Genomic DNA, 25858 nt, shown 5'->3' on the forward strand with positions numbered 1-25858 from the left:
TCCTAAATTATTTAAAGGCTCCTCGATGTCTTTTCTCGCACTTGTAACCCTCTTATCCGCAACATCCGTAGAAAACGCGATTATCAATCAAGCGAACGCCCTTGACGATTGGCGTTCCGGACTCGGTTTTATTCCGGCACATCAAATCGCGGACCAAACACCCAAGCGGGTTCCGGCACAACACGAATATGTGCTAACTGCGGTGAGCAAAGAAGCCCTTGATGACCTCGCATTAACCCACGACCTCAAACGTATTACTGATGTTGATGCGCTTATTACTGATCCAACTCGTTTTGACCGAGACGATGACCGCATCGCCGATATCACCAGCAACGAGGTAGCCACATTCTCACAGCTTCCCCAAGACAATCTTCGTGAAGGGGCGCTCAATATTGTGAGCCCCGGTGATCCACTCCGGGTTCATCAGTGGGCCCTCGACCAGATTGGTATAAATGACGGCACTCCCAGAGGAAGTAGCCAACAAAAAATCGCCATCATTGATTCAGGCATTTGGGATGGCCATCCAGACTTAGCTGGTCGAGTGACCCAACATTTTTATACCGGTGAAGGGAAAGTTGAATCGGTTGTCCCCAAAAATGATCAGTGCCATGTCGGCCATGGGACCTATGTCGCAGGGGTGACATCTGCCACCGCATTTAACGGATTAGGTGGGCGTGGTATCGCTCCAGAAGCTCAGCTTATTGACATTAATGCGCTAGACATCTCGGCTTGTAAAGAAGGCCCTACCCTCGCATCAACCGTGGCAGCCATTGATTTGGCCACCGAGTTAAAAGTCGATGTGATGGTGATGAGTTTTGGTTTCCGGTGGGGCCACTGCACCTACACCTTGCAACATGCATTAGACCGCGCCCGAGCAGCCGGAATCACAGTTGTTGCGGCGGCTGGCAACTCGTACCAGAGCCGATTGAAACACCAGCCAGAAGTACCAGCATCCTGTGATGGTGTACTCAGTGTTGCGGCCACTCATCGGGGTGGAGAAGTGGCCGCCTATTCAACTCGTAATGCGTGGATCGATTTGGCCGCCCCGGGAGGTCAAGCTGCTCCACCAATGGGTTTCGGGGGTTTCGATAAACAGATTTTGACCACAAATGTGCCCCGTATGGCCACACCGACGTCACCGCAGCTCTACACCGGCGTTGCTGGTACCAGTTTTGCCGCCCCGCAAGTTGCGGCCTTAGCGGCGTTGATTCGACAAGCGCGACCTCAGTCAACACCAGACGACATCGAATCAATCCTTGAACATACCGCGAGTTTAAACACTGAGTCCAAGCCCAATAAAACGCTGGGGTGGGGAGAAATCAATGTTCCAAGAGCACTTGAGCTAGCCCAGTCAACAACACCCCTGCCACCTCGTGCCTATGAGCTTCCCTACCCGGTTGGACCACAGTCGGTGCGTATGTCTACTGGGACAAGTCACCCCATTACTCGGATAGGGTCAACCCAAGATCCCATTTCGCAAGCTGTTGAGATCAGCCAGTACACCTTTGTTGATCGGGATAAAGACCCTCAAAAAGATCGTCGTGGAAAAGCACAATGGGGTGTACTTGCGCGTTCCGATGTGCATGCGGATGCATTGTCGGGTGCAAGTTTGACGTTGGGGGTAGGACCACTGCTCTATACAACACCGTCACTAAGTGAGCAAAGTGCCAATGAACTTACGCGAACGCTCACACCTGGGTCACGTGTGTACTTATTAGGTGGACCTGATGCCCTGCCTACCACGATGGACGATCAGGTACGCAAGTTAGGATTCGAACCTATTCGCCTCGCAGGTGACACTCGTATCGAAACGAGTATTGCCATTGCAAACGAAGTCCGTAATCTCGTGAAAGCTCAGGGTATCGATATGGTGCCTGCAAGCTTAATAACATCCCATGATGCCTGGTCTGACTCCGTTGGTGCAGGCTATTTAGGTGCTATTGCTGGCCTACCGGTGTTCTTGAATCCAAAGGACGAAATGCACCCTCTTGTCAGTGACGCGATAAAGGCAGATGAACTGATCTACGCTGTTGGCGGTGAAGCCCGGCTTAGCGATCATGTGCTTTGGACCCTTCGCCAACCACGCTCTCAGGGCAGCGTTATCCGGCTTGCAGGGCCAGACCGCTTTCACACAATGGTTGTCACTGCAGCCAGGATCGAGCGGGTACGAACCGCATCCATGTCGTCTCTTGGCGTCGTGAACTTTGAAGACGAACAGGGCTGGTCAACAGCATTAGCTGCGGCGGTACCGAGTGCGGCATTTTCCCAACTTCCTGTTGCCGTTTCCACAACACGTGTGGACCCGGACGTGCTGACATATGTTGCCAGTATCGGACTTCCCGTCACCGTGTGGGGTCCTACCGGAACGATTAGTACTGACATTGCCAACCAGGTTCGCGGATTTAGCACCTCAAATTACCTACTCAATAACCGCTAAGGAGTATGCGTCTGGTATCGCCTCTACGGTGTTAAGCGATACCAGACATTCAATCGATACGCTGATGAATCATCCGAACGATCGGTGCAACCGCATCAACGGCGGTAAATACATTACGGCCCGTCGCCGTGATGGCCTGTGGTAGAGCAATCAGCTCACCTAGATCCCCCATTTGGGCATACCCTTGATACGCCGCCCAATCATCGAAATAGGGCAGGGTCAATACAACATCCGCACCGAGGTACACGCCCTCTTCAAGTTCTGGCCATGGCTCGCTATAGCCAGATAACGCATTCGCAATACCAGCCGTCCACAGCACATCATGGACCAGTGATGCCGGCCCACATCCTGTAAGCGGGTCTGGCCAACTCAGGACAAGGGCTACAGGTCGCACGGCATACGCCAATCGGTCAAGCCGATCATTCAACATTCCTTCAAGGTCGTTGGCGATGCGAGTGGCCACCGCCTTTTGCCCGGTGAAGGTACCGAGTTGGCGAATCATCCCAGCGGTACGTTTGATAGAAGAACTATCTACCGTTTCAACATCCATCCCAGCATCACGCAACTGCTGCACGGTGGCCATGCTTACCACAGCCAAATCAGCAATCACCAGGGAAGGCTGCAAGGCCGATACCGTCTGGGCAGAGGGCGCATAATCAAGGGTGCCCGTTAACTCGGTTGCGTCCTGTGTTGCCCCAACCACGTTGGCATCAAGTCGAACGAGTTCATCTGCTACCGCACCCCCAAGGGCGACAACGGGTTGATCAGGTCGTCGATTCACACCAATACCCTCGTGTCAGTCGCGTAAACGGCTTGAATCATGGCCCGGCCCCTCAATGGCGCGAGCAAGGACAAAGAGCCAGTCACTCAAGCGGTTCAGGTAAGCCAGTACTTCCGGACGAACCGTATCGTCCACTCGGGTAAGTGCGACAACGTCTCGCTCGGCGCGACGAACCACAGATCTTGCTAAATCCACGCCCGCAGCGGCGGGGTGACGGCCCGGCACGATGAATTCTTTTGGTAAAGGAAATTCCTCAACGACGGCATCAATTCGGGCTTCAAGATCACTAATCATTTCGCTACTGACGCGACTCACACCATCAGATAATTTGTGGGCATTTTTGGGGTCTGTCGCTAACTCAGCACCAACCACAAAGAGTTCTCGCTGAACATCTAAAACAGCGTCATGCCATCTACCTGCTTCCAATTGCGAGCGGGCAATAGCCAACGCACTAACCGCTTCATCAGTCGTGCCATAGGCTTGGGTGCGTAAATCATCTTTACCTACCCGACCCCCGTACAACAAGCCAGTCGTACCACTGTCACCACGTTTGGTATAAACCTTCATCTACGTCTCCTTTTGATACGGTTACTCCCAACGTACGCATCCTTGGTTTACCTTGTTCGATAATTCCTCGTTAAAGGCTTAGAGTTGCAGTGATGTCATCTTCTTCTACACCCCCGACCTACCCGAATCAGGCTATGGACCCTCGGTCATTAACTGATACTGAGCTTCTAGAGGCTGTGAGCAATCACCAGCCGCTTGCCCTCACGGAGGCCTACCACCGCACCGTCAGCGCCGCACATGCGGTTGTTCGGCGTTTACTAAACGACTCGGACAAAATCGAAGAAGTGCTTACCAGGGTTTATTCCCGCTTATGGGCTGAGCGGCCCACCGGCGTACCGTTAGAGGGCTGGGCACGCGCAACTACATGGGACATTGGTACCGAGGTACTTCGCCGTGAACAACTGGCACCGATCTCACCGAGCGTTGGTGATCAATTGCCCGATCTACCAGCACCTGACGCCCGGTTTGTTGATACCGCCGAACGGGCAATCAACGAATTAGACGATGCCCAGCGTACGGCCCTCCTTCAGTCTCACGACCAAGGTATTGCAACGGTCGAACAAGAGGATGGGCGAGCAGGTGAACTGCTCGTCAATGCGCTCATTACCCTCGCCGGCGGCGATCCGGGTGAGCAAGCTGATCCAGCACTCATTCGTAAGTATCCCGGCATTGCGGACTGGGCGATGGGAACCGCATCGCCAACAACGATGCAGGTTATTGAAACTGCGCTTGAAGACGACGCCGATCTTGCAGAGTTAAGTCGAACCCTGCGCCGTGGTCGTCGCCGTATAGAGGGACTACCAGCGACACCCGATATGGGGGCACGTATCTTGGTCAGCATTTTGGCCGCCTCCAGCGATGCTGAAGCTACCTTGCGTCCCGAACCGCTTGTCCCTGGCACAGACGCGGTGGACCTCACTCCAGCAGAAGGTGATGCGGAACCAGAACACTCCCCAGATCTACACATGGTTGCTGATGACCTTGGCTACGATGAATCCGTGGTTGATGGCGAGGAAGAGGTTATGCCGACACTGACAGTCGTTCCTGCAACCGATAGTGAACCCCTGCTCGAAGATGTTTCACCTATTACAGAGGACGACAATCTTGAGGGCGGGCTATTAACGGATGATCCCTATGGTGATGACCCTAGCGCTGTGGCCCAAGATTGGGTTCCACGCGCAGGTGATACGAGCGAAATGCGCTTGCGTGATGTCATTGAAGGCACCGTTGAAGATGATGAGGACCCCTTTGGTGACGATGATGTTGCCCCTTACGCGGATGAACGGATGCCGCGCACCGCACAGAGCGGACGGATCAGTGCGGAGCCACTGGGCAGTGAATACGACGAACCATTCGTTCAACCTGATCAGGTAGCGATTGGATTTGATGATCCTAACGCCGCCACCACCCAATTCCAGGCTATAGGCCAAGGGAGTGAAGAAACCTTGTATGACGATGCGGATACCCCCTACGAAGAATCCACCAACCCAGTAGTGAAAGCCCTGGCACCGTTATTGGCCAATCAAGCTGTCCGTGAATGGGTATTACCACTTATCGGAGGTGCCATTATTGGTTGGCTCCTCGCCTTCATGATTATCGGGTAACGTGCGTGGGTGAGGCACTACTCATTACCGGCACGACCAGTGATGCTGGTAAGAGTCTTGTTGTAGCTGGCCTTTGTCGGCTGCTGGCGCGACGTGGGGTACGTGTCGCACCCTTTAAGGGCCAGAATATGGCCAATAACAGCGCCGTAACCGCCTCAGGCGCAGAGATTGGCCGAGCGCAAGCGATGCAGGCATTTGCGGCGAACCTTGCGCCTGAAGCAGTGATGAACCCCGTTCTCCTTAAACCCAATAGCGATACCACAAGCCAGGTCGTCGTCATGGGTGAGCCGCTTCAAGACACGAATGCGCGCGACTACGGCGACCTCATTCCCCGTTTACGCCCCATTGTGCTTGATGCGTTAAATACGCTTCGTGCAGACTACGATGTCGTGATCTGTGAAGGTGCGGGGAGTCCAGCCGAAATCAACCTTCGAGAGCGAGATCTCGTCAATTTTGGTCTTGCAGAAATGGCTGACCTCCCCGTTTGGTGTGTAGGAGATATTGAACGCGGTGGGGTATTTGCCTCCCTCTATGGCACCTGGGCGATTGTCAGTGAAGCTGACCGAGAACGGTTAACTGGCTTTATAATCAATAATTTTCGTGGCGATCCCACGCTGCTCGACCCCGGTATCCGCGCGCTAACTGCCCAAACACAGGTACCGGTATTCGGTGTTATTCCGCATCTCAATGGACTACTCATTGATGCAGAAGATTCGCTTGGTATCACCAATAAAGATGGCGGCCCACCTATCAGCCAGGATGGTTTGGTCATCGCGGCTGTGCGATTCCCCCGCATATCAAATTTCACTGACCTCGATGCAATTGCAGCCATGCCTGGGGTGAGTGTGGTCTTTACCACGAACCCAGCACTCATTCGCGCCGCTGATCTTGCGGTACTCCCCGGCACGAAAGCAACTCAGGCTGATTTAGCCTGGCTCCGAGCACAAGGGCTTGCCGATGCGCTCCTTGCTCGTGCCGAGTCTGGTGACCCGATTCTTGGGATTTGTGGTGGCCTTCAAATGCTTGGTCAATGGATTGAAGATCCAGACGCTATTGAGGGAGGTGGCACCAGTGAGGGATTACAGTTGTTACCTATTCATACGACATTTGAGCCAACCAAACTTGTGCGACAGGTCGCGGGGTACAACGATGTATTCAACCTTCCTGGATCCGGATATGAAATCCGTCATGGCCGTATACATCCTGACAATGACCGACCGATGTGGCGTAATGACCACATTTTTGGAACGGGGTGGCACGGATTTTTAGATGATGACGCCACCCGTGCCGCGTTCTTATCTGAAGTTGCAGCTATCCGCGGCCTTGACTTCACACCGGGTGCGTACAACCACGATACGGCTCGTCTTGCCAGCTTGGATCGCGTTGCTGACGCCTTCGAGGAGTACCTCGACTTGTCAGCACTCCCCTTCAGGTAAACGAGATTAAGGTGTTGGGGTAGGCGCGAAAAAATGCTTCTGACCCAACACCTTAATGAACTTCATGGATCACGGTGAGATCGTCTGGGATTGGACATTCAAAATCAAGTGTCTCCCCATCCATGCCCGTAAAGGTAAGACGGCGAGCATGCAGGGCCTGCCGTGTGATACCGAGCTTTTTCGCCAGGCGCATATCAGCTCCATAGGCCTCGTCTCCAATTAGTGGGAGATGAAGCGCCCGGAGATGTACGCGAACTTGATGGGTACGTCCGGTTTCGAGCGTCACAATAACTTCAGAAATATCGCGGTACTCAGCCCCGACCCGTACCTGGTGGGTTGCCAACGTACTCACATGGGTGACGCTTGGACGGCCACCTTCACCCGTTGTGTAGGTAGTGCGCTTTGATGGAGACCGCACAATTGGTGCGTCAATCGTCACTGAGGGTGGATCTAATACCCCCTGGCAAAGAGCCCAGTACTCACGATGGGTGGAATGGTGTTGAAACTGAGGCCGCAGACAGTCATACCCCGCTTGGGTCCGGGCTACGGCTAATAATCCGCTCGTGTCGCGGTCTATGCGATGCACAATGCCAGGCCGGTCTGGTTCGGGCCCACCTGAAGGTGGCATTCCCTGGGCAATGAGCGCATCAACCAAGGTAGCCACTCGAACCCCTGCCCCATCGTGAACCGCTAAGCCGGGAGGCTTGTTGACCACCATGATGTCCTTGTCAGCATAGACAATGTCAACAACTGGTGGTTGTGGTTTCGTGGCTTCGGGCAAGGTTCCTGTTATAGAGACAACCTGACCGGTACGCACCCTCTCGCTCTTGGCGACAACCGCCCCATCTATCCCTACTAATTGAGCTTGGATGAGCTGTTGGACAAGCGCTCGGCTCGACCCTGTTGATGCTGCAAGAAACGCGTCAACCCGCTGTCCGTCGAAGTCTTCAGTGACAACCCACTCCTGTTCATCCATCGCTATTCACCGATGCCTCGATCGGTCTCTTCACTAACAATTTCGCGGACTGGCTTGTCTTCAACACTTGGACGGTTCAAATAGTCATGCAGCGCAACACCAATAATCACAATAAATGTGCCAACACTGATCCCAATATCAGCAACATTAAAGACAGGGAAGCTCTGGAGGGGCCAGAAGTTTAAATCAATAAAATCAACGACCTTGCCGTCGTGAATAAACCGATCGATTAGATTCCCAAGCGCCCCACCCAGAATCGCCCCATAACAAACGGCCAAGATAACTGAGTTTGTTTTTGGAAGTGCCCTGGCAATAAGGAATGCAGCCAACAGCGCAACGGCCCCTTGTATGACTGGGGTAGGCATGGGCAAGTTAAACGCCGCACCGGGATTCCAAACAAGATGGACGATGACCCAGTCGAGATTCAACAGTCCCCCGTCTTCGTACGTGTCCAGTACCCAGAACTTACTGATCTGGTCTATGGCAACCCACAGTACAAAAACGACCAGCGTGATAATGGTCATGAGGCGAGTGCGTTGGGCTTGAGCATCATTCATAGGCACCAATTGTGCCCGAACTTGGGTAACCCTTTGGTTAAGCTTTCCGCCAATCTGTGAATTCAGTAGCTTTGGGCACCCAACCGTGATCATGCTGTGGCTAATACATCAACGCTGCACTGACCTTGCTTACTACAGGACACGGTGCGGCCCGTTTCATAATTGGTGCAAGGAAACGGTAGACCCTGCCAAGTTCAGGTACGATGCCGGTCTCATTAATTCAAAGGAATCCGCGTGTTTCATCCAGTCGAACAGAACCTCCAGCAACGTACCCTTGAAGAGCGCATCTTAGAAAAGTGGGAACAGGAACAAACCTTTCAAGCCACACTGGATGCCAATGCTGATGGGCCACGGTTTGTTGTCTATGAAGGGCCGCCAACAGCCAACGGTAAGCCTGGTGTGCATCACGTCGAAAGCCGCGTGTTTAAGGATATTTATCCGCGATACCGCACGATGAAGGGGTACTACGTTCCTCGTACCGGCGGCTGGGATTGCCACGGTATTCCTGTTGAACTTGGCGTAGAAAAAGAACTCGGCTTAAAGAGCAAGCCGGAGATTGAGCAATACGGCATTGAGGCATTCAACAAGAAATGTCGCGAGAGTGTGCAAACCTACGTTGAGGAATGGCATGCACTGACCAATCGCGTTGGCTACTGGGTTGATCTTGACAAGTCCTATTGGACGATGACCAATGACTACGTAGAGAGCGTGTGGTGGAGCCTCAAAACCCTCTTTGATGGTGGCAATATCTATGAAGGCCACAAGGTTGTGCCTTATTGCGGGCGATGTGGAACAGCCCTCAGTGACCATGAAGTCGCCCAGGGCTATGACATCACGACGGACCCCAGCGTGTACGTCCGTTTCCCGGTCATCAGTGACGGCGCTTTAAAAGATGCCGGTGCCTCCCTTGCCATCTGGACAACGACCCCATGGACGCTGTATGCGAACATGCTCGTAGGTATTGGCAACGACATCCACTACGTGCTGGCCAAGCAAGTTGGTGACGATTACCCCGTCGTCATTGCGGCTGAACTCGCCCAAAGCGTGCTCGGTGAAGATGTTGAGATTATCCGTGATGTGCCCGTCGATGAACTGTTGGGGACTCGTTACCGTGCCCCCTTTGAGGATTTGCAGTCGGCTCGCTATGTCGTTGATGTTGACTTTGTGACCACAACAAGTGGTACAGGTTTGGTCCATCAGGCAGGGGCATTTGGTGCTGATGACCACGCAGTTGTACTCGCCCACGGCCTTGACCTGATTAATCCGGTTGGCCCCGATGCCCGATTTACCGAACAAGTACCCGCCCATGCTGGTGAGTTTGTGAAAGATGCTGACAAGGCCATTATCAAGGATTTACGGGCCCTTGGATTACTGATCGCGCATAAACAATATGAGCACTCCTATCCGTTCTGTTGGCGCTGTAAGAATCCGCTCATCTACTACGCCACCCCCAGCTGGTATGTCCGGACAACGGTCTTCCGTGACCGGATGCTCGAAGAGAATGCTGGGGTTGATTGGCACCCCGAACATATCCGCGATGGGCGCTATGGTGAATGGTTGCGCAATAACATCGACTGGGCCTTGTCACGTACCCGGTATTGGGGTACCCCGCTGCCGATTTGGCGTTCTGATGACGGCGAAGAAGTTGTCGTGATTGGTTCCTTAGCCGAACTAAGTGAGCGCACCGGACGTGACCTCACCGGCATGGACCCGCACCGGCCCTATATCGACGAGATCACCATTCCCTCCCAAGAAGGCCGTGGTGAACTGAAACGTGTACCAGACGTCATCGATGCCTGGTATGACTCTGGAGCAATGCCCTTTGCGCAATTCGGGTATCCCTGGGTTCCAGGCAGTGAACAGGCATTTGAAGCAGCGTTTCCAGCCGACTATATCTCCGAAGCGATTGACCAGACCCGTGGCTGGTTCTACTCGCTGATGGCCGAGAGTGTTGCCCTTTTTGACAAGGTTTCGTACAAGAGTGTCAGTTGCCTCGGCCACATCGTTGATGCTGAAGGCAAGAAGATGAGTAAGTCCAAGGGCAATATCTTGGACCCCTGGGAAGTTGTTAATACCTTTGGAGCTGATCCGTTGCGTTGGCTCATGCTCACCGACGGCAGTCCGTGGACGAACCGTCGGGTGGGTGACGAGCCACTCAAGGAGATTAGTCGCCGGTTCTTCTCGACCCTCTGGAACTCCTATTACTTCTTTGTAACCTACGCACGGATTGATGGCTGGACACCAGCGACAAGTCACGCCCCTGAACGAACCGAACGTTCAGTGATGGACCGCTGGATTTTGGCCGAGTTGGCTGATCTTGTATCCACCGTTGATACGAGCCTTGAGCATTATGACGCCACAAACGCCGGACGAGCCCTCGAAGCCTTTGTAGACGGGCTGAGTAACTGGTACATCAGGCGTTCTCGGGCCCGGTTCTGGGCAGAAGGTGACAGTGCAGACAAACAGGCTGCCTTTGCAACCTTGCATGAGTGCCTGGTTACGCTGACGGCGCTGCTTGCCCCCTTTATTCCGTTCACAGCAGAAGCCTTATACGAGAATCTGGTGTTGACCGTTGATGAGCACGCCCCGTCAAGTGTGCATCTCCTCCCCTTCCCAACACCCGACGAGCAGATGCGCGATGCGGCGTTACAACGCGCGATGCGCGGTGCGCGTTCAGCCGTCACCTTGGGGCTGCGGGCACGCAATGATGTACAAATTGGTGTCCGCCAGCCGCTGCCAGAAGCCGTTGTGACGGTGGCAGACCAGACCGATTGGGATCTGGTGCAAGATGTCGTAGCCGAAGAACTGAACATCAAGTCATTAACGTTGAGTGCGCCAGGGGCACAAGACAGTGTTAAATACACGCTTAAAGCGAACTTCCGTGAACTGGGCACGGTGTTTGGTAAGCAGACACCGGTTGTTGCGAAGGCGATCACCGAACTTGATCCACCAGGGGTTGTTGATGCCTGCGCGGCGAATAGGCCGGTGTCAGTGACGCTTCCTGATGGTTCCAGCCACGAGATTGCGCCAACGATGATTCAGATTATTGAAGAGGGTCGTGAAGGCTGGCAGGTGGCGAGTGAGATTGGGATGAGTGTTGCCTTGCGCACCGAGATCACACCTGAGCTGCGCCTCGAAGGTTTGGCCCGTGAGGTTATTCGTGCGGTGAACAACCAGCGCAAGGATGACGGGTTAGACCTGGCCGACCGGATTGACCTGACATTGGGTGCCACAGGGCAACTTGCGGAGGCTATCACCACGCATACCGCCACTATTCAGGCAGAAACGTTGGCGGTGTCGTTGAATGTCACCGACGTGACCGATGGACCGATCACTATTGCCGATCAACCGCTCAGCATCGGTATTAGGATCAGTTCATGAAAACGCTACTGAAATGGGTCCTCGTCCTTGCCACCTTGGGTATGGGTGCGATGGTTGTGCGTGAAGGGTTGCGAGCCCGAACCGCGGTTGAACCAATCGATGTGAGAGAGGGCGAGGAGTCACCGCGCGGCTGGGCCTTGGTCGCCAGAACCCCACAAATTGGGGTTACCCCGAACCCGCATATGGTTGCCCGCCTTAATGAACCGATGTGGGTACGCGACCTTGGGGCTTGGGTACCTCGCGAGCCGAGCGGTCCATCGAAGCTGGTTGCCTATCTGTGGGCAGCCCCTATCACGTTGGTTGGTAGCACCTTGGGTTTGCTGAGTGGTGGCAAGCCCGTCGTTACGAATGGCACCGTACAGTGGCGAGCAATCGGCGGATGGTTCGGCAACCACCTGAACCGCATTAATGTGTCGGCTATCACCTTTGGGCATAGCCAGCTCTACACCGAGCCGGAACCTCCTGAAGACCTTATCCGTCACGAAACCGTACACACCCGCCAGACCGAACGCCTGGGGCTCGCCTTTGGCCCGTTGTATTGGTGGTGCCAGCTAGCGTTTGGCTATGGGCGTAATCCGCTTGAAAAAGCTGCCCGTCGTGGTGCCCGCCAAGATTCTGGCTCACCCGTCATGCTGGGAGCGGGCAGTACGGAAATTGTGTAACAAAAACTGGTTCCATAGGCCAAGAAAAGACACAATGGAATGAGCGCGAGGCGCTCCAACAACAGTCTGTGGTTCCTCATTCATGACAGAACGCGGAGCCGAACATCATTGATGGAGAAAGGCAGTTGTATGTCTAAGTTGTCACCAAAAAAGGGAACCATCTCGTTCACTGATTTCATGCTTGAATGGGCGTTGATCTTCCCAATGATTCTGGGAGGTTTTCTTGGGATCATTGCAGCAATGGGGCTGATTAATCTGCTCCAAGCATTTAAGGGGTAACCCATGAATGTATTGTTTAAGCGCTACCCGGCTCGAATGCTCGTCGCAGTCGCTGATGGTTTCCTTGTAACGTTCATCTTCCTGATGGTGCTCTATTTCATCCAATAGGTGATGAAGATGTCTACTGACCTACAAACAAATCAAGAGACACATTTCAATCCTTTTACTTCCTTGAAGCGTTATCTAGTAAATAACTGTTCATGGCAAAATGCTTCCGTTTTACGTGTTGTGATCACACTGATCTGCTTGGCTTTATCTGCATATTTCTGCCTGTACTTTGGCACGTTCCAAGCAGCGGCGTAAGCAAATACAATAGATCACGCAACCCGAGCGGCTATTACAATCAATAGTCGCTCGGTCATTATTTGATCAGATAGGGAACCTATCTATCCTCAGGTCCACAAGCCCCTTTATCGTCAACCTTGTTTAGATGATGCCAGCTCACCTATGGTTGGCGGCGTCCTCGAACCATCGGAATGGTGTCTTCGCGCCCGGCACGGAGTGCAGCCCGTTTGCGTCGAATCGCTTGATGAGTTGCGTCTTTCCCGGAGGCGATACCTGGTACCACGACTGCTGGCGTGATAGGCGGTGTGGTGTGGGGCCGGATGGTTCTCCCTGTTCGTTCCCGCACAACAACCGGTCCTTGAATGAGTGCCGGCGATAATGCAGAAGATCCCATGGCGTGGTCACCTTGAACCTCAGGCAACCCGGATTGGTCGGACTGTGTTGCATAATCGTCCCTTTGGCTGGGTGGCAGCATCGTGGTAATCACCACCGCAAGCGCCCCAAGGATAGAACAGATAGCACCGATAGGGTGGGTACATGCAATGATGGTGGCAACCGTAGTTACCACCATCCAACTCCCTGGAGACCGGAGCGTATTCATCTCAGTCGTCGCTTGACTCCTGCTCCTCTTGTGAGGGGGATGAGCCTGAGCCGACGGCTTCATTCAGTGATTGTTCCCGGTCATGCGGCGAACACCCTGACGAATCGACATAGGTATCTGCTTGTGCGGCCAATTCTTCTGGAAGGTCCGGAAGATGAGCTAACTCACTAAAGGCGGCGACATGGTCCTCAATCGCGGCACGAGCTTGGGCAGCGTAGGTGCGCCGTAACTGGGCAATCGTACGAGCCTGAGCCGTCACTTCCTCACGCACTGCATTGGCAATGGCCCGCATCTTGGCCGCATCATCATGGGCAAGATCACGTGCCTCCTGCGCAGCCGTATTGGCTTCGGCGGTCACCCGCTCAGCTTCTGCCTTGGCATCTTCTGTCGTTTGCTTCGCGGCACTATCCGCCTCACGCGTAACCCTGGCCGCACGCTCCTCGGCTTCACTCGTAACACGAGCAGCGTACTCGTCAGCCTCTTGGCGAACATGCTGGGCGGCATCGGCCGCTTCAGTACGCAACCGAGATGATTCAGCCCGTGCCTCAGCAATCGCCGCATCCGCCGTACGTTGGGCCATCACCAACGTACGTTTCAAAAGCTGTTCACTCTCAACCGCTTCTGATGCCATCGTTTCAGCTTGCTTTGCCCGAACTTCGGCATGTTCAACACGTGCATGTGCTTCACGTAATTCACGTTCAAGTTGCACAACCCGTTGCTGGAGCCCAGAGACTTGCCCGGCATCATCAGCGCCAGGCGCTCCACGTTCACCAGGATGAACTCGTGGGATCTGCTCCGTTTGGTCACGACGGGCAGGCCCCTGATCAACTCCCTCATAGGCACGCAACTGCTCTAACGCCTGTTGCAAATCACCCATCACATCGTGGGCGGTACCTTCAGCTTCAACCGCCTTTTCCTGCGCATCACGAAGGGCCACCGCGACCTGTTGCAAATGAGCACGGACCTCATCTTGATTAAAGCCGCGAGGCTGGGTTGAAAACTCCACATGGAGAACATCTTCAGGGCGCATAGTCAGCTCCTAATAGAACACCAACGAAACCAGTTGGTTGGCTCCTTGAGCCAAGAAAAATACCACTAATACTGAGAGATCAAGCGCAATTCCACCCATTGGTACAGGTGGAATGAGACGACGAATAGGGCCACATGCCCATTCGGTCATTGCAGTGGCCAAATCGTCTACCTTGTCTAAGGGTGATGGTGGCTCGGGTATCCATGAAAAGATGACTCGAACGATCAACGCAATCACAAAAAACTGAATGGCGTAGTGTAAGAACATGCCAATATAGGCCATCACATACCTCCTAAGTACGAATACTCCAGCGTACTTAGGCTAACAAACCGCGATCGTGAAGCCGTTGCCTCGCCTCGTTTGAGAGCTTGACATCAGCAGGAACGACTAAGAATACCCGTGGCACACCCGCTTCGAACGAGGCACGTAAACCGAAGCAAACCCCGGCAGCAAAGTCCAGGATACGTCGAGCTTCACGGTCATCTGTCCCTTGCATATTGATCAGTACCGGGCGCCCTTTCCGAATGTACTCCCCGATTTCTTCAGTATCGTTAAAGACCTCAGGCGCCACAACCGCAACCTCATCGGTGATACGAGGGCCAGATTCTTGAGGTTGGGGTCGGGTCCCAACAGGACTTATGACATTCACCGTTCCTGTCGGGGGAACATGAGCGGGCTGTTGACGCTGTTCAACAGGGCGACGACCATGGGGAGGCTGCTGCCCTTGTTGAGGAGCTTGGCGACGGACAGGTTGATGGTCAACCGCGCTCATGTGAGCATCAGCCGCGTTGGGGAGCCGACGTACATTTGATGGCAGAGGCTGGGGTTCTGGCTCATCCCAGTTCTCCAATAGCTCTGATCCATCGTCGTAGTCTGCATACTGATCATCGTCTTCCAACTTGTTATAGAAGCCGATGAGATACAAGAATTGTTTCCAGTTAATAGCCATATCCGCTCCGTAAGCTAGCGTTCGCCAAAGATGGCTCGACCGACTCGTAAGACGGTGGCCCCATTGGCTATAGCGGTTTCATAGTCGTTGCTCATGCCCATCGAAAGGTGGATAAGTTCTGGCCACCGGGCACGCAGATCATCGCGTAAGTCACGTAAGCGACCATACGTTTCATGGGGATCGACCTGTTTCGATCCAACCGTTGTTAACCCTTGAATACTGATGCCGTCATAGGTTCGCAATCGGGCAATCAAATCCGCAGCCTTATCGGGTTCGACCCCAGCTTTTGCAGGGTCTCGGTCAATATTGACCTGAATAAAACAGCGTTGGAGGCGATCTTTCCGTAAGGCTTCATCACTAATTGCCCGCCCGAGTTCGGGATTATCTACGCTATAGATGACTGCAACATTACCAACCACTTTAGGTACATCATTACGTTGTAATTGCCCAATAAAGTGCCATCGTGATCGGGCCAGTGCTGGATGGTCAAGACGAGCTTTAAGGTCTCGGGCTCGTGCCTCACCAAAATCAAGCTGACCTGCGAGACGGGCGGTACCAACGAGCGCCGCATCAACGCCCTTGCTCACCGCCACTACGGTAATGTCAGCCATCCGACGGCCAGCTTGTTCAGCTGCGGTTTGAACGTGTTGGTACACCAGAGCCAGACGGTCAAGTGTCTCCTGACCGTCAGTTGGTGATACCTGGGGGGTAATCATTAGCGCAAGAAGGATGGGATATCCAAGTCGCCACCGTCATCAGAGGGTCTTGATGCCGCTGGGGCACGGAAGACGTCATCCTCATCCTCATCATCATCCAAGATTGAAGGGATAGGCGGCGGGGTATCAACACGAACTGACCGGCTGGCAAATTCTTGAACCGGTGCGGTGCGTGCGCTGGTCCGTGGGGCACTGCCAGCGGTCCGCGGTTCGGCACTGGGTGCTGAACGTCGTGGAGCCTGGTGTGCTTCATTAAAGCCTGCTGCAATAACCGTGACCTTAACCTCATCACCGAGGGAATCATCGATCACGGTGCCAAAGATAATATTGCCGTCTGGATCGACATGTTCTTGAACTGCAGCGGCAGCCTCATTCACTTCATGGAGGCCAAGGTCTGAGCCACCAGCAATCGTTAACAGGACGCCACGGGCACCATCCATCGAAGCCTCAAGTAACGGACTTGCAATAGCCAATTCAGCTGCCTGACGGGCACGCCCTTCACCACGGGCCTTACCAACACCCATCGTGGCCGTGCCGGCATCAAGCATGACGGTCTTCACATCAGCAAAGTCCGTATTGATCAACCCAGGGGTTGTAATCAGATCGGTAATGCCCTGCACGCCATGCAATAGCACATCATCAGCCAAACGGAATGCTTCTAACATGCTGGCTTCGGGTTCAGCAATTTCGAGGAGGCGTTCATTGGGAATGACAATCAACGTGTCTACCGCAGCGGCAAGCCGTTCGATACCACTTTCAGCTTGCATCGCTCGGCGACGACCTTCAAAGAGAAATGGCTTGGTGACAACACCGATCGTCAATGCACCGAGGCTTTTTGCAATATCAGCAACGATGGGTGCGCCGCCTGTACCCGTTCCGCCACCTTCACCGGCGGTAACGAATACCATGTCAGCGCCCTTTAAGACCTCTTCGATCTCATCACGGTGGTCTTCGGCAGCCTTTTCCCCTACTTCGGGTTTTGAACCAGCGCCAAGACCACGGGTTAATTCTCGACCGACATCAAGTTTGACATCAGCATCACTCATAAGCAGGGCTTGGGCGTCGGTGTTAATCGCAATGAATTCGACCCCCTTGAGGCCTGATTCAATCATTCGGTTCACAGCGTTGACGCCGCCGCCACCAATGCCGACGACTTTGATCACGGCCAGGTAGTTCTGCGGTGCAGCCACGGGGTTGACTCCTTAGTTGGGGGAATAATTGCTCACTCACAACCTTAACCCTCTACTAGAGGTTTAAGATTATGTAAACTTCTACCCCATAGACTGTACGAGTTGAAGGAGAAATCGTCAACCTTTAACTACTGGCCGAGAGGGAACGCGCACATCAATCGTGCTTGAACTCTGCCCAGACTTTGCAATGTCTTGTATTACCGCTTCAATCACAGATGTCTTATAGGGAATATCTTCCGCATCCCCAACAACAACCTGTACCGATTTCAACGCACCCATCCCCTCCGGCTTCATATCGATCACAAGACCTTGAGCCTCATCGATTGACCATTGGGTTACATAATCTGTGATAGAGGGTGGGAATACTTCAACGGCTTTAGCTGCGGCAATGAGACCGGGTGTGCCAACGGCATCGGTTTCAGAAATCGGCCGCTGTGTTTGTACCCGGACAAGGTGACTCATCGTTGCATCGGCAGGCCCAATAAGAAAGCCCTTATTGTCCATGGCCCATTCTCCGGTGGGGGCATTGACCACAACCGCGGGTTCACGAACCGCTAATTGAATATTGATCGTCTGCGGCCAGTGCTTCGTTGTAGTGCTTGCTTCTACCCATCGTTGCCGTAAGACAAGGTTGTTCACTTCGCTTACATCTAAATTGATCATCTGACGCCCAATTAACCCATCAAGTTGGGTTTGGGTTGCCGTCCGTTGGCTATCACTAATGGCACCAAAGACTTCAATATTGGCTACCGCAGTCAGTGGCGAGTACAAGAACAGGCCAATAAGTGTGACGGTGACCAGGGCAATTCCGACTGGAATAAGTCTATTCCGGCGCCGCCGAGCACGTTCTTGGGCTCGGCGTTTTGCTTGTTCGCGGAAGGCTTCGTGTTGGTCTTCGATCGGAACATGTTCTCGGGTGAAGCGATCACGGATAGCCATCATTGTCCTTAGCGACCATCCAGATGATCAAGTAGCTGCGGGCCAAATTCAGTCACATCGCCCGCACCCACCGTCAGGAGTAAGTCACCAGGCTGTACAACCCCGGCAACCACATCAAGAAGCGTTGAACGATCGGGTAGGAACCGGACATTTCCTCCGGCTTCTTTAACCCCATCGGCGACAAGGGCACCCGTCACCCCGGGAACAGCAGCTTCACCGGCGGCATAAATATCAGTCACAATCACAAGATCAGCATCGGCTAGCGCGACACCCAATGCCTTGCCCATTGCCTGTGTGCGTGAATAGCGGTGGGGTTGGAAGAGTGCCACAACCCGCCCGTCGGGGTTGGCCTGTTTTGCAGCTTGCACGGTTGCTTCTAATTCAGTGGGGTGGTGCCCATAGTCATCCACAACACGAATACCTTTTGCACTTCCCAAGTACTGGAAACGACGAGCGGCACCAGTGAATGCCGTTAGCCCTTCAGCGCCGGTTTTCCAATCTGCCCCGGCCCAGGTGGCTGCCATGAGCGCTGCCGTCGCATTAAGAACATTATGACGACCTGGAACGGCGACCGTCACCGAAATCGGTTCAGGAAGTAGGCCGGTGTGGTCAGTGATCGTGAAGGACGATCCCCCGGTTTCAGTGTGCGAAATATCGGTTATTTGCACATCAACCCCATCCGTTGTGCCATAGGTGGCGATGGTGTAGGCCGTTTCCTTGCGAAGCATTTGACCAAAGGTGGCTGATCCCGGATCGTCAGCACAGATCAATAGAGGCCCATCTGGATTACTTACTTCAATAAAGCGTTTGAATGCAGTGTGCAGTGCTGCTTCATCACTAAATACATCGTGGTGGTCCATCTCAATATTCGTCACGACGATGCAGTCACCTCGCAAACGGATAAAGGAACGGAACGCCTCATCAGCTTCAGCAACGAATACGTCTGAGCTGCCATGATGGGCACTATTTCCACCAGCGTGTAGCGCACCCCCAATAGCAAATGACGGGTCTAGTCCTCCGGCTTGCAGAATACGGGTGGTCATGGCCGTTGTCGTAGTTTTCCCATGCGTTCCACTAATGAGGATTCGACGGTTCCCCCGCATCAAAAGGTTGAGGAGATCTGCACGCAAGATAACAGGTATGCCATGGTCATGAGCCCACTGACGTTCTACGTTTGTGCGAGGAACAGCATTTGAAACCACCACAATGTCTGCACCCTCAACGTACTTGGCCGCATGTCCCACATGCACGGTAGCCCCCATTGATGTCAGTACATCACAGACCATGCCCCCGCGCAGGTCCGACCCAGACACAGGGATGTGCCGTTCAATTAAAAGCTGTGCAAGCCCATTCATGCCCGATCCGCCAATCCCAATCAGATGGATACGGGTGTCTGGCCCTAAGGACAAGGTTGCAGGATCAGTGAATCCCTCACCGGGGCTTAACCCATCATCATTTGTTGTCACCGGGTTCATCGGGATACCTCCAAAAGTATCTGGGCCAGATCACGGGCTGCATTTGGTCGACCAAGCTTGGCACTCGCGTGGCGCATACGTGCATTTGTGCGTGGTTCCAAGGTTTGTTCGATCGTATCGGCTAAGCGGGGGCCATCGAGGGACGTGTCTTCAATTAAGATCGCAGCCTGGGCTTGCGTCATTGCCTGTGCATTCGCAAATTGGTGGTTACCCGTGGCGTGGGGGTAGGGCACCAAAATGGCGGGAAGGCCCATGACGGTGAGTTCAGCCAAGGTTGATGCACCAGACCGGCAGACAACCACATCAGCGATCTGGAGGGCGTCTGCCATGTCGGCAATAAATGGGAGCACACGCACTTGAATCTGTCCTTGGGCGGGTAGATCCCAGGCACGCCGAATATCGTCAAAGGTGCGTTCACCAGTGGCATGGAGAATCTGAAGTTGCTCAGGGTTTGTGAGGTTATTTGCAGCGGCAATAATCGCATTATTGATAGCTTTTGCCCCTTGGCTGCCGCCAAAAACAACGATCGTTTTTCGGTCAGGGGTCAGACCAAATCGGGCATAGATCGCCCCACGGTCACGCATTCTTGTCGTAGTTATGGCCTCAGCAAATGCTGTCCGTACCGGGTTGCCAATGGCCCCAGAACGTGGTTTATGCATCGCATCCATCGTGGCTTCAAACGTGCCCACAACTCGAGTTGCAATCGGACTTAACACCTTGTTGGTGACCCCAGGAACTGCATTTTGCTCATGGATTACCAACGGTATGCGATGCAGGCGAGCTGCAAGTCCTAGCGAAACCGAGGTATAGCCGCCAAATCCACACGCCGCGATGACATGGTGGCGTTGCATTATCTGGCTAACGGCATGGACCGATTTACCCAACACAAAGGGCAACCGCAGGATTCTTGGGTCCGTTTTACGCGGTAACGCCATCGCATCGACGGTATTGAGGTGATACCCCGCATCTGGGACCAGGGTGGCTTCCATACGATCCTTGGTTCCGACAAACTCAATGTGGATATCTGGTCGAAGTGCGCGGATTGCATCTGCGGTTGCGAGACCAGGGAAAATATGACCACCAGTACCGCCAGCAGCGATAAGCACCGTGGGTGATGGATCAGACATCAGATTCCTCAGCAATACTGGTTAGTGGTGTTGGCACCGGGAGCATTTCATTCTGGCTATCCCACTGCGTGCATAGGCGATACAACAACCCGAGTGCACAAAGGACAGCGACCTTGGAACTGCCGCCCGTACTGATAAGTGGCAACGTCAACCCCGTGACCGGAATGACCCCAACAACCGAAGCCATATTGATGAACGCTTGCAAGCTAATCCCGATGGCCAAGGCGAGACCGGCATAGCGACCAAAGGGTGTGGGGTGGCCTTTCCAAAGTTTGTATCCAATGACTAAAAGGCCGACAAAGAGCGCAATAATAATGAGTGCACCGACAACCCCGTATTCTTCACCGATAACGGCATAAATGAAGTCGGTATCGCGGTTTGGCACTCGGCCCCATTGACTTTGACCGGCCCCTGGGCCCACCCCAAATAAGCCTCCACGGTTGATTGCCATCATCCCTTGCATCACCTGGCTGGTGATGGGCTCTTCTCCCCCACCAATCCACTCTTTAATACGTTCAAGCCGGTAGGCGCGGCCCGTAAAAAACAGGCCTGCAATGGTTCCTGCGACACCGACGATCCCCATGGACGTCACCAACCGCCAGTTTAAACCGGCAAGGATTAACGGAATCATCCCGACAAGTGCCATCAATATGGCTCCTTCGAGATCGGGGCTGATTATGACCCCTATGGTGGCCGGGATAATAAAGAGCAGAGGAATCTTGTTGATGTCTTTCCCTGCTTTAACGGCTTCATCCCGCTCACTGAGGTAGAGGGCAACGTAGACGGGCAAAATCACGCGAACAAACTCACTGGGCTGAACCCGGAGGGCGCTGCCAAGCGGAAGCCAACGGTTGGCCCCGTTGATATCAGGTCCAAAAAACTTAGCGACAAAAATCGCTGCAATACCAATGGTCGTTAACAACGTGACAAACGGTAGCCAACGTTCGATACGAGCTTTGGCAACCACGATGGCGGCAAAAATCCCAACTGAAAGCGCCCCGATTTCTTTATAGACCTCTTTGAAGGGATCACCGTAACTGGCGGCTGCGACCACGGTGGTTGAAAACGTCATCGCAATGCCGGTGATCACCAACATCGCGCTGATGATCAGGAGTGCATGATGGAGACGAAGGCTAGGCATTGGCAAACTCCCCGACAAGCTGTGCGAAGCGTTCTCCACGTTGGGCATAGCTCGTGAACTGGTCAGTTGAAGCAGCTGCTGGACTCAATAGCACCGTATCACCAGGTCGAACCCGTTGAGTTAATGCTGCAAAGGCGTCATCAAGGTGGAGGTGGTCTTCAACGGGGACACCGGCCGCTCGGGCAGCTCGGGCTACCTCCTCATGACTGGTGCCAATCCCATAGACCGCAACGGCACGCGAACGCATCCATGGAATCAAGGCATCATAGGCTACGCCTTTGTTATCACCGCCGATGATCCAATGAACATGCGTGAGTTCTTGAATCGCCGCAATCGCGGCGTGGGGGTTGGTCGCCTTGGAGTCATTGATAAAGGTGACCCCATGGATACGCCCCAAGCTTTGCATACGGTGAGCATCTGGGGTGGCACGAACCAAAGCCGTATTCACTGCGTCCTCATTGGCGCCCATCGCCAGGCAAGCCGCATGAGCGAGTGCGGCGTTCGCTCGGTTGTGGGAACCGAGTAACTGAATAGGAAGGGTGAAGGCATCAGGATCTACGGTAATTACCTCTCCTACCGGTGGGTACTTGACCAAGAGGTCAAGCACCGCGTGCTCCTTGGATGAGACGACGACAGCGTTCGCATGGGCCCATATCGTGGCCTTTGCTTTGCCGTAGGCCTGTGCATTGCCATGCCAAGTCAAATGATCGTCTGCAAGGTTGGTGATCACGGCAACCTCACAGGTCAATGTTTGCGCATAGTGAAGTTGAAAACTTGATAGCTCAAGGACACCGATAGCCAGATCATCGGTGAGTCCTTGGGTGAGTGGAACCCCGATATTGCCCAATAGCGGTACGGGGCCAAAGGCGGCGCTCAGTCCGGCCCCAATCAGTTGGGTAGTGGTTGTTTTCCCATTGGTACCCGTGACCCCGACGAGACGGGTGTGGTGATTGGAGAGCTGCCAAGCCAATTCGGGTTCACTGACAATAGGGATACCGTCTGCTTCAGCCCTGGCCAGTACCCGATGGTGCGGAGGAAACGCCGGACTGGGAGCAATACAGGTCACCCCATCCAAGAGTCGGTCAAGATCGACCGTATCCCCAAACATCGTGCCAACAGATTGAGCTGAGAAGCGTTGCCGTATGGTGTCATCTGCTGGCGGCTGGTCTGAATAGACGCGAACCGGTTGTCCAACTTCACGCAGCCGCTTGACCATAGCCAATGCCGAGGCGCCTAAGCCAAGTACAAGCGTGATTGAGGACGATGCGCTATCGCGACCGGCTAACTCATCGCTCATAGCCGTGCCAACCAATCGGCATAAAAGATGCCTAATGTCACACTGACAAAGAGGGCGCAAAGAATCCAGAAGCGAACAATCACCTGATTTTCATGCCAGCCGGCATGTTCAAAGTGGTGGTGAATAGGCGCCATTTTAAAGAGGCGTTTCCCTCCGAATGCTTTAAAGACGATGACTTGCAAAATAACGCTCAGGGTCTCCACCACGAACAGGCCACCAAGCACAATCAGGAGAAGTTCTGTTTCGGTGACCACGGCAAGTGCAGCCATCATCCCCCCAATAGCCAGACTGCCTGTGTCACCCATGAAAATATGCGCAGGATGGGCATTCCACCACAGAAACCCGATGGTGGCACCCATAGCCGCACCAGCGGCAATCGCAACAACATCTGCGTGAATAACTGCAGCGTTGGTATAGATGCAGCCCTCCGCACAACCAGGGCTTAATACCCCGTGCCGGCTAATCCAATAGGCGATCGCACAATAGGCACCAAAGACCATCGAACTTGACCCTGCGGCAAGCCCATCTAACCCGTCGGTAAGGTTTACCGCGTTCGATGTTGCTGCCAGGATTAAGAAGCAAAAAAATGGGTAGAGCCATGGGCCAAAATCCAGATAGGGCAAGGGGCCGATGAAGCTTAATTGGGTGCTTGTGTCGGCAACATACTGAGCGCCGAAACTAAAGAGTAGGGCCACGATGGCTTGGCCGAGGAACTTGGCTTTACTGCTGAGCCCGAGGTTGCGTCGATTGATGAGTTTGATGCCATCATCAATGAAACCAACGAGCCCCATGGCCAAAAAGGTCCCTATAACGAGTAAACCGCCTGGGTTCAGGAGTTTGCCTGAATATGCAGTGGCAACAAGGTAGCCGACTACGGTGGCTATGATGATGGCGATACCACCCATCGTGGGTGTACCTCGTTTGGTTTGATGGCTTTTGGGTCCGTCATCGCGGATGAGCTGACCCATTTCTCGACGCTTAAAAAAACGAATAACCAGCGGTGTGCCTATCAGTGACAAAATCAGTGATAGGCCGGTGGCAAGCAAGATGGCGATCATGCGGCCTGCTCCAAGTGGGTGGTAAGTGCGGAAACAATGTATTCGAGCCCTTCAGCTCGACTTGCTTTAACCAAAACAACGGCGGGCTGCGTTCCAATCAACGAGATAAGCAAATCGACTGCTTCATCCAGCGATGCTGCTTCGTGTGTGTCATCGCGACCAGCCCGGTAGAGCCCCTGCGCATTGACGCTGACAAGCGTCTCGATCCCGATGTCTTCACTGTACTGAGCGATCCGACTCAAGGTTGGTTTAAGCTGGTCTTCGAGGTCATGAACCATCCCCAGGACTGCGATGCGTCGGGGGGCACGTATGGCAGCTAACGTATCAAGGGCAGCAATAATCGACCCTTCATTCGCGTTGTACGTATCGTCGATGATCGTAACCTGCCCCACCGTTGTCGATGCCATACGCATTGGAGAAACCCGCGCATGAGCCAAGGCAGGCAGGCTGTGGATTCTTGGAATATCCAATGCGTCAGCAACGGCTATGGCAGCCAACATATTGGTTGTCTGATGGATACCTGGCAGTGGGGCGCGAACCAGTTGGCCATCAAGGCAAAAGGTCACTCGCCCATGGGCATCGGTGGAAAGGTTGTCAGGGTGAAGGTCTGCGGTTGTCTTTGTACCAACCGTTTGAACGCGTGCTGAGGTACGGCCAGCAAGTTCCGCACAGGCTGGATTATCTGCATTTAAAATAGCGAGACCTTCAGGGGGCAGCGCTTCTACAAGTTCACCCTTAGCCTCAGCAATGGCTGCTTCGGAACCAAATGCCCCCACATGAGCTGCTCCGATTGTCGTTACTACCCCAATGCTTGGCCGTAAGATTGGCATAGCTGCCTTAATGTGACCGATGCCACGAGCCCCGATCTCACTCACGAGCACCTCAGTATCTTCGGTTAAGGTGCATAAGGTTAGTGGCAAACCGAGTTCATTGTTGAAACTACCCTTTGTTGCAACAACCGGCTTTACACTCCCCAATGCTGCGGCAATCAAGTCCTTTGTCGTGGTCTTGCCATTCGAACCAGTAACCCCAACCACGATCGGATCAACGGTGTCACGATGCCATTGCCCTAACTTCGTGAGGGCCTCAACCGTGTCAGGAACCAAAATGGCCCCACTAGGTGCATCTGGCGCAGTTGCCAAGGCATGATCTTGCTGGCAGAGATAACCCGTAGCACCTGTCGCCATGGCTTGGGAAACGAAGTCGTGACCATCACGTTGAGCAATGATGGGCACAAACAGGTCTCCGGGAGCCACTTGACGAGAATCAATCGTGACTCCACGCACCGTCCGCTCACCAGCAATGGCAGGGTCACGGACCTGGCCACCAACAATGGTGGCAAGGTGATTCAGGGTTACGGTAATCATCAG

General features: G+C 53.8%; 23 protein-coding genes. 6 read left to right on the forward strand and 17 right to left on the reverse strand.

The window, feature by feature from the left end; all coding sequences use genetic code 11:
• Positions 1–25 precede the first annotated feature (25 nt).
• On the forward strand, positions 26–2437 hold the full coding sequence (locus VCU37_RS07370; protein ID WP_336249988.1) for a S8 family serine peptidase: 2412 nt from the start codon (positions 26–28) through the stop codon (positions 2435–2437).
• Positions 2438–2486: 49 nt separating this feature from the next.
• Here VCU37_RS07370 and VCU37_RS07375 read toward each other — a convergent pair whose 3' ends face one another.
• Both VCU37_RS07375 and VCU37_RS07380 read right to left on the reverse strand, forming a co-directional pair.
• Positions 2487–3218 (reverse strand): ABC transporter substrate-binding protein, encoded by a 732-nt coding sequence (locus VCU37_RS07375; RefSeq protein ID WP_336249989.1) that lies wholly within the window; start codon positions 3216–3218, stop codon positions 2487–2489.
• 15 nt (positions 3219–3233) lie between these two features.
• Positions 3234–3785, reverse strand: a complete 552-nt coding sequence (locus VCU37_RS07380) for a cob(I)yrinic acid a,c-diamide adenosyltransferase (RefSeq protein ID WP_336249990.1) — start codon at positions 3783–3785, stop codon at positions 3234–3236.
• Positions 3786–3877: 92 nt separating this feature from the next.
• Here VCU37_RS07380 and VCU37_RS07385 point away from each other — a divergent pair, with 92 nt between their 5' ends.
• Positions 3878–5389, forward strand: a complete 1512-nt coding sequence (locus VCU37_RS07385; protein WP_336249991.1) for a hypothetical protein — start codon at positions 3878–3880, stop codon at positions 5387–5389.
• A gap of 5 nt (positions 5390–5394) precedes the next feature.
• Entirely contained in the window at positions 5395–6825 is a 1431-nt protein-coding gene (locus tag VCU37_RS07390) for a cobyric acid synthase (protein ID WP_336249992.1), read from the forward strand.
• Positions 6826–6877: 52 nt separating this feature from the next.
• Here the strand turns inward: VCU37_RS07390 and VCU37_RS07395 are convergent, their stop codons facing one another.
• Positions 6878–7801 carry an RluA family pseudouridine synthase gene (locus VCU37_RS07395; protein ID WP_336249993.1) on the reverse strand — a complete coding sequence of 308 codons (924 nt, stop codon included), beginning with the start codon at positions 7799–7801 and terminating at the stop codon, positions 6878–6880.
• A gap of 2 nt (positions 7802–7803) precedes the next feature.
• Positions 7804–8358, reverse strand: coding sequence for a signal peptidase II (gene lspA, locus VCU37_RS07400; RefSeq protein ID WP_336249994.1), 555 nt, complete (start codon positions 8356–8358; stop codon positions 7804–7806).
• A 234-nt stretch (positions 8359–8592) separates the two neighbouring features.
• Here lspA and ileS point away from each other — a divergent pair, with 234 nt between their 5' ends.
• The 3 genes from ileS (at position 8593) to VCU37_RS07415 (ending at position 12680) form a co-directional block, all read left to right on the forward strand.
• The gene (gene ileS / locus VCU37_RS07405) at positions 8593–11739 is read left to right on the forward strand and encodes an isoleucine--tRNA ligase (RefSeq protein ID WP_336249995.1); all 3147 of its coding nucleotides are present in this window, start codon (positions 8593–8595) and stop codon (positions 11737–11739) included.
• The gene (locus VCU37_RS07410; protein ID WP_336249996.1) at positions 11736–12401 is read left to right on the forward strand and encodes a hypothetical protein; all 666 of its coding nucleotides are present in this window, start codon (positions 11736–11738) and stop codon (positions 12399–12401) included. The genes ileS and VCU37_RS07410 overlap by 4 nt, the downstream gene beginning before the upstream one ends.
• A 129-nt stretch (positions 12402–12530) precedes the next feature.
• On the forward strand, positions 12531–12680 hold the full coding sequence (locus VCU37_RS07415; RefSeq protein ID WP_336249997.1) for a hypothetical protein: 150 nt from the start codon (positions 12531–12533) through the stop codon (positions 12678–12680).
• A 445-nt stretch (positions 12681–13125) separates the two neighbouring features.
• Here the strand turns inward: VCU37_RS07415 and VCU37_RS07420 are convergent, their stop codons facing one another.
• From VCU37_RS07420 to VCU37_RS07480, 13 genes are all read right to left on the reverse strand, one after another.
• Positions 13126–13536: a hypothetical protein gene (locus tag VCU37_RS07420; protein ID WP_336249998.1), complete on the reverse strand. Its 411-nt coding sequence runs from the start codon at positions 13534–13536 to the stop codon at positions 13126–13128.
• Positions 13537–13567: 31 nt separating this feature from the next.
• Positions 13568–14596, reverse strand: a complete 1029-nt coding sequence (locus tag VCU37_RS07425; protein WP_336249999.1) for a DivIVA domain-containing protein — start codon at positions 14594–14596, stop codon at positions 13568–13570.
• Positions 14597–14605: 9 nt separating this feature from the next.
• Entirely contained in the window at positions 14606–14878 is a 273-nt protein-coding gene (locus VCU37_RS07430) for a YggT family protein (RefSeq protein ID WP_336250071.1), read from the reverse strand.
• Positions 14879–14912: 34 nt separating this feature from the next.
• Positions 14913–15545 (reverse strand): cell division protein SepF, encoded by a 633-nt coding sequence (locus tag VCU37_RS07435; protein ID WP_336250000.1) that lies wholly within the window; start codon positions 15543–15545, stop codon positions 14913–14915.
• Between the two features lie 14 nt (positions 15546–15559).
• Entirely contained in the window at positions 15560–16261 is a 702-nt protein-coding gene (locus VCU37_RS07440) for a YggS family pyridoxal phosphate-dependent enzyme (RefSeq protein WP_336250001.1), read from the reverse strand.
• Positions 16261–17451 carry a cell division protein FtsZ gene (gene ftsZ, locus VCU37_RS07445; RefSeq protein ID WP_336250002.1) on the reverse strand — a complete coding sequence of 397 codons (1191 nt, stop codon included), beginning with the start codon at positions 17449–17451 and terminating at the stop codon, positions 16261–16263. Before ftsZ ends, VCU37_RS07440 begins: the two co-directional genes overlap by 1 nt.
• Positions 17452–17568: 117 nt before the next feature.
• On the reverse strand, positions 17569–18390 hold the full coding sequence (locus tag VCU37_RS07450; RefSeq protein WP_336250003.1) for a cell division protein FtsQ/DivIB: 822 nt from the start codon (positions 18388–18390) through the stop codon (positions 17569–17571).
• An 8-nt stretch (positions 18391–18398) separates the two neighbouring features.
• Positions 18399–19865, reverse strand: a complete 1467-nt coding sequence (murC, locus tag VCU37_RS07455; protein ID WP_336250004.1) for a UDP-N-acetylmuramate--L-alanine ligase — start codon at positions 19863–19865, stop codon at positions 18399–18401.
• Positions 19862–20992, reverse strand: coding sequence for an undecaprenyldiphospho-muramoylpentapeptide beta-N-acetylglucosaminyltransferase (gene murG, locus VCU37_RS07460; protein ID WP_336250005.1), 1131 nt, complete (start codon positions 20990–20992; stop codon positions 19862–19864). The genes murC and murG overlap by 4 nt, the downstream gene beginning before the upstream one ends.
• A complete protein-coding gene (locus VCU37_RS07465; protein WP_336250006.1) occupies positions 20985–22133 on the reverse strand; it encodes an FtsW/RodA/SpoVE family cell cycle protein in 1149 nt (382 codons plus the stop codon). Before VCU37_RS07465 ends, murG begins: the two co-directional genes overlap by 8 nt.
• On the reverse strand, positions 22126–23430 hold the full coding sequence (gene murD / locus VCU37_RS07470; protein ID WP_336250007.1) for a UDP-N-acetylmuramoyl-L-alanine--D-glutamate ligase: 1305 nt from the start codon (positions 23428–23430) through the stop codon (positions 22126–22128). Before murD ends, VCU37_RS07465 begins: the two co-directional genes overlap by 8 nt.
• Positions 23427–24488, reverse strand: coding sequence for a phospho-N-acetylmuramoyl-pentapeptide-transferase (gene mraY / locus VCU37_RS07475; RefSeq protein WP_336250008.1), 1062 nt, complete (start codon positions 24486–24488; stop codon positions 23427–23429). The genes murD and mraY overlap by 4 nt, the downstream gene beginning before the upstream one ends.
• Positions 24485–25855 (reverse strand): UDP-N-acetylmuramoyl-tripeptide--D-alanyl-D-alanine ligase, encoded by a 1371-nt coding sequence (locus VCU37_RS07480; RefSeq protein ID WP_336250009.1) that lies wholly within the window; start codon positions 25853–25855, stop codon positions 24485–24487. Before VCU37_RS07480 ends, mraY begins: the two co-directional genes overlap by 4 nt.
• Positions 25856–25858 lie beyond the last annotated feature (3 nt).

Origin of the sequence: Stomatohabitans albus, from assembly GCF_036336025.1 — a bacterium.
Classification (GTDB): Bacteria; Actinomycetota; Nitriliruptoria; order Euzebyales; family Euzebyaceae; genus Stomatohabitans; species Stomatohabitans albus.

Bases quoted from the DNA above. Each gene is read 5' to 3' on its own strand.
- VCU37_RS07370 (WP_336249988.1), top strand. From the start codon at position 26: ATGTCTTTTCTCGCACTTGTAACCCTCTTATCCGCAACATCCGTAGAA.
- VCU37_RS07380 (WP_336249990.1), bottom strand. From the start codon at position 3,785: ATGAAGGTTTATACCAAACGTGGTGACAGTGGTACGACTGGCTTGTTG.
- VCU37_RS07385 (WP_336249991.1), top strand. From the start codon at position 3,878: ATGTCATCTTCTTCTACACCCCCGACCTACCCGAATCAGGCTATGGAC.
- VCU37_RS07395 (WP_336249993.1), bottom strand. From the start codon at position 7,801: ATGGATGAACAGGAGTGGGTTGTCACTGAAGACTTCGACGGACAGCGG.
- lspA (WP_336249994.1), bottom strand. From the start codon at position 8,358: ATGAATGATGCTCAAGCCCAACGCACTCGCCTCATGACCATTATCACG.
- VCU37_RS07410 (WP_336249996.1), top strand. From the start codon at position 11,736: ATGAAAACGCTACTGAAATGGGTCCTCGTCCTTGCCACCTTGGGTATG.
- VCU37_RS07415 (WP_336249997.1), top strand. From the start codon at position 12,531: ATGTCTAAGTTGTCACCAAAAAAGGGAACCATCTCGTTCACTGATTTC.
- VCU37_RS07420 (WP_336249998.1), bottom strand. From the start codon at position 13,536: ATGGTGGTAACTACGGTTGCCACCATCATTGCATGTACCCACCCTATC.
- VCU37_RS07425 (WP_336249999.1), bottom strand. From the start codon at position 14,596: ATGCGCCCTGAAGATGTTCTCCATGTGGAGTTTTCAACCCAGCCTCGC.
- VCU37_RS07430 (WP_336250071.1), bottom strand. From the start codon at position 14,878: ATGGCCTATATTGGCATGTTCTTACACTACGCCATTCAGTTTTTTGTG.
- VCU37_RS07435 (WP_336250000.1), bottom strand. From the start codon at position 15,545: ATGGCTATTAACTGGAAACAATTCTTGTATCTCATCGGCTTCTATAAC.
- VCU37_RS07440 (WP_336250001.1), bottom strand. From the start codon at position 16,261: ATGATTACCCCCCAGGTATCACCAACTGACGGTCAGGAGACACTTGAC.
- VCU37_RS07450 (WP_336250003.1), bottom strand. From the start codon at position 18,390: ATGGCTATCCGTGATCGCTTCACCCGAGAACATGTTCCGATCGAAGAC.
- murC (WP_336250004.1), bottom strand. From the start codon at position 19,865: ATGAACCCGGTGACAACAAATGATGATGGGTTAAGCCCCGGTGAGGGA.
- murG (WP_336250005.1), bottom strand. From the start codon at position 20,992: ATGTCTGATCCATCACCCACGGTGCTTATCGCTGCTGGCGGTACTGGT.
- VCU37_RS07465 (WP_336250006.1), bottom strand. From the start codon at position 22,133: ATGCCTAGCCTTCGTCTCCATCATGCACTCCTGATCATCAGCGCGATG.
- murD (WP_336250007.1), bottom strand. From the start codon at position 23,430: ATGAGCGATGAGTTAGCCGGTCGCGATAGCGCATCGTCCTCAATCACG.
- mraY (WP_336250008.1), bottom strand. From the start codon at position 24,488: ATGATCGCCATCTTGCTTGCCACCGGCCTATCACTGATTTTGTCACTG.
- VCU37_RS07480 (WP_336250009.1), bottom strand. From the start codon at position 25,855: ATGATTACCGTAACCCTGAATCACCTTGCCACCATTGTTGGTGGCCAG.